This window comes from Sinorhizobium sp. FG01 (assembly GCF_002531875.1).
Classification (GTDB): Bacteria; Pseudomonadota; Alphaproteobacteria; order Rhizobiales; family Rhizobiaceae; genus Sinorhizobium; species Sinorhizobium fredii_C.
This window is the reverse complement of the sequence record NZ_NWTB01000052.1, coordinates 1-3,434: the sequence shown is the minus strand read 5'-3', so window position 1 is coordinate 3,434 and position 3,434 is coordinate 1. Positions and strand designations below refer to the sequence as shown.

Here is a 3,434-nt window from a genome sequence, read left to right as displayed (position 1 = left end):
GTACCCATCCGGTGACGGCCGCCTTGCTGAGGCAGGCTGAAGGCTGCAAGTCCTAGTGCAAACACTAGGAGTAGTCCTATGACGAAGCATCAGATTGAAGTGATCACATCGGTCGAGCGTCGTCGGCGCTGGTCTCGGGAGGAGAAGGAGCGGCTGGTCGCGGCGACGCTTGAGCCAGGCGCAAGCGTTTCCGAGATCGCTCACTCGGCCGGCATCCATGTGAGCCAGCTCTTCCGCTGGCGCAAGGAACTCTGCCAAATCTCCGCGCCGTCCGTCCCGCAACTGGTTCCGGTGGAGGTCGTCGAAGCGCTTCCAGCGCCGCCGACCAGGGCGGAGCCACCGCCGGTCTCTCGGTCGCGCAAGAAAGCAAGCATGGTGACGATCGAGCTTGGCGGTGGGCGTCGTCTCCGGGTCGAGAGTGACGTCGACACCGAAGCCTTGGCGCGGATCCTCGATGTCCTGGAGCGGCGATGATCCCGGTTCCGAGTGGTGTGAAGGTCTGGCTCGCCACGGGCTTTACGGACATGCGGAGAGGCTTCCCCGGCCTGTCGCTGCTGGTGCAGGAGACGTTGAAGCGCGATCCGATGAGCGGCCATCTGTTCGTCTTCCGGGGGCGGAGCGGCGGCCTGATCAAGGTGATCTGGCACGACGGCCAGGGTGCCTGCCTATTCACGAAGAAGCTCGAGCGCGGCCGCTTCATCTGGCCGTCGGCGGCCGACGGCACGGTGGTGATCACGCCCGCGCAGCTCGGCTATTTGCTCGAAGGCATCGACTGGCGAATGCCGCAAAAAACTTGGCGTCCGACGTCGGCGGGATGAGCAAAACCGCTGGCATGGCGGGAGCGAATATGATTCCATCCCGCCATGACCGATGCGGCCGATCAGCTTCCCGACGACCTTGCCAGTGCGCATGCGATGATCCTCGCCGAGCGCGCGGCCCGTCGTGAGGCGGAAGCGCTCGCCGCCCGCGCGCAGGCGGTAAACTCGCATTCGGATGCGCTGATCGCCCGGCTGAGGCTGGAGATCGAGAAGCTGAAGCGCGACATCCATGGCAGCCGGTCGGAGCGCAAAGCCCGGCTTCTCGAACAGATGGAACTGCAGCTTGAGGAGCTGGAAGCCGACGCCAGCGAAGACGAACTGGCGGCGGAGATGGCCGCACGCTCCTCGACGGTCAGGGCCTTCGAGCGCAAGCGTCCGTCGCGCAAACCTTTCCCCGCGCATCTGCCGCGCGAGCGCGTCGTCATCGCCGCTCCATCAAACTGCCCGTGCTGCGGTTCGGGCAAGCTGGCAAAGCTGGGCGAAGACATCACTGAGACGCTGGAGGTGATTCCGCGCCAGTGGAAGGTGATCCAGACCGTGCGCGAGAAGTTTACCTGCCGCGAATGTGAGAAGATCACCCAGCCGCCGGCACCCTTCCATGTGACGCCGCGCGGCTTTGCCGGACCGAACCTCTTGGCGATGATCCTGTTCGAGAAGTTCGGTCAACATCAGCCGCTGAACCGGCAGAGCGAGCGCTATGCCCGCGAGGGCATCGACCTCAGCCTGTCGACGCTCGCCGACCAGGTCGGGGGCTGCGCCGCGGCATTAAAGCCGGTGCATGGACTGATCGAAGCGCATGTCCTTGCCGCCGAGCGTTTGCATGGCGATGACACCACCGTGCCGATCCTCGCCCGCGGTAAGACCGATACCGGTCGCATCTGGACCTACGTCCGGGACGACCGGCCGTTTGGCGGGCAATCGCCGCCGGCGGCACTCTATTATGCCTCGCGCGATCGGCGGCAGGAACATCCCGCGCGCCATCTCAAAACCTTCACCGGTATTCTGCAGGCGGACGCCTATGGCGGCTACAACCCATTGTTCAAGGTGGATCGCGATCCCGTTCCGCTGACGCAGGCGCTGTGCTGGGCACATTCACGGCGCAAGTTCTTCGTGCTCGCTGACATCGCCACCAATGCCAAGCGCGGGAAGAACGCCGCGCCGATCTCGCCGGTCGCGCTGGAGGCGGTCAAACGCATCGATGCACTGTTCGACATCGAGCGCGAGGTCAACGGACTTGCCGCCGATGAGCGGCTGCAGCGCCGTCGGCAGGAAAGCCAGTCAATCGTCGATGCGCTCGAGGAATGGCTACGGGCCGAGCGGGCAAAGCTGTCGCGCAGTTCACCCGTGGCTGAGCCGATCGATTACATGCTGAAGCGCTGGGATGGCTTCACGTCCTTCCTCAATGACGGTCGAATTTGCCTGACGAACAATGCAGCCGAGCGGGCGCTTCGCGGCTTCGCTCTCGGCCGCAAGTCATGGCTCTTCGCCGGATCAGACCGCGGGGCCGAACGAGCCGCCTTCATGGCAACTCTGATCATGACTGCCAAGCTAAACGACATCGATCCGCAGGCATGGCTTGCCGATGTTCTCGCTCGTATCGCCGACACGCCGATCGCGCGCCTCGAGCAATTGCTCCCGTGGAACTGGGCCGTCAACCAAAACTGCACCGAATGCGGCAAAGCCGCGTAAATTGAGAACGTAGGACATCATGGTGAGACGCGGAAACACGAAGTTTTCATTCCAGCAGGTTGACGTTTTCTCCTCCAAAGCTTTGCTAGGTAACCCGCTGGCGGTTGTCATCGGAGCAGATTCCTTGACTGCATCCGAGATGGCTGCTTTCGCACGCTGGACGAACCTTAGCGAAACGACCTTCCTTCTCCAGCCGAGGGCGGCGGATGCCGACTACCGTGTTCGCATCTTTACGCCTGTTGCTGAGTTGCCCTTCGCGGGCCACCCCACTTTGGGGAGTTGCCATGTATGGCTGTCTTCCGGTGGAAGTCCAAAGAGTGGCGACATTGTCCAGGAGTGCGAGGCAGGACTAATCCACATTCGGCGCGACAATGAACGACTTTGCTTCGAAGCCCCCGAACTGCGCCGCTCGGGTCCGGTGGAACTCGACATACTGACGCGAGCCATCAAAGGGCTGCGATTGACCTTTGATGACATCATCGACGCCAACTGGGTGGACAATGGCCCCGGCTGGCTCGCTGTTCTGCTACGCTCCAGGGCTGACGTCCTGGCGCTGCGCCCGGATTTCGCCGTTCTGTCCGGATTGCGGGTCGGTGTCGTTGCTCCCTGGGATCCTACGAATGATGGGCGGGATGCGGATTTCGAGGTGCGTGCCTTTACCGCGGCCGGTTTTGAAGATCCGGTAACCGGCAGCTTAAACGCTGGCATCGCTCAATGGTTAATTGGCAACGGCATCGCGCCTCCGTCATACATTGCCAGCCAGGGTACCGTCCTTGGACGGGAAGGACGTGTTCATGTGGAGCTGGTCGAAGATCAGATTTGGATCGGTGGCGACGTTACGACATGTATCGAGGGCGTTGCAGCTCTTTAATTTGAACGCCCCCTAGCGAAATCGAAGCCACCGCGGCCTCGGCCGTATGGTTACGA

4 protein-coding genes are annotated in these 3,434 nt (G+C 62.5%); all 4 read left to right on the top strand.

Annotation, left to right across the window (positions count from 1 at the left end):
* Positions 1-78: 78 nt before the first annotated feature.
* Genes CO656_RS29410 through CO656_RS29395 form a run of 4 tightly spaced genes read left to right on the top strand, consistent with a single transcriptional unit; the run spans position 79 to position 3,378 of the window.
* Complete coding sequence (locus CO656_RS29410) at positions 79-474, top strand: transposase (protein WP_097528128.1); 396 nt, start codon at positions 79-81, stop codon at positions 472-474.
* Positions 471-818: an IS66 family insertion sequence element accessory protein TnpB gene (tnpB, locus tag CO656_RS29405; protein ID WP_097528127.1), complete on the top strand. Its 348-nt coding sequence runs from the start codon at positions 471-473 to the stop codon at positions 816-818. Before CO656_RS29410 ends, tnpB begins: the two co-directional genes overlap by 4 nt.
* Before the next feature lie 45 nt (positions 819-863).
* Positions 864-2,507 carry an IS66 family transposase gene (locus CO656_RS29400; protein ID WP_097528126.1) on the top strand — a complete coding sequence of 548 codons (1,644 nt, stop codon included), beginning with the start codon at positions 864-866 and terminating at the stop codon, positions 2,505-2,507.
* A 22-nt stretch (positions 2,508-2,529) separates the two neighbouring features.
* Complete coding sequence (locus CO656_RS29395; RefSeq protein WP_234819740.1) at positions 2,530-3,378, top strand: PhzF family phenazine biosynthesis protein; 849 nt, start codon at positions 2,530-2,532, stop codon at positions 3,376-3,378.
* Positions 3,379-3,434: the final 56 nt, after the last annotated feature.

What these genes read in the sequence shown, in the direction of transcription:
- CO656_RS29400 (WP_097528126.1), top strand. Translation starts at nt 864, where the DNA reads ATGACCGATGCGGCCGATCAGCTTCCCGACGACCTTGCCAGTGCGCAT.
- CO656_RS29410 (WP_097528128.1), top strand. Translation starts at nt 79, where the DNA reads ATGACGAAGCATCAGATTGAAGTGATCACATCGGTCGAGCGTCGTCGG.
- tnpB (WP_097528127.1), top strand. Translation starts at nt 471, where the DNA reads ATGATCCCGGTTCCGAGTGGTGTGAAGGTCTGGCTCGCCACGGGCTTT.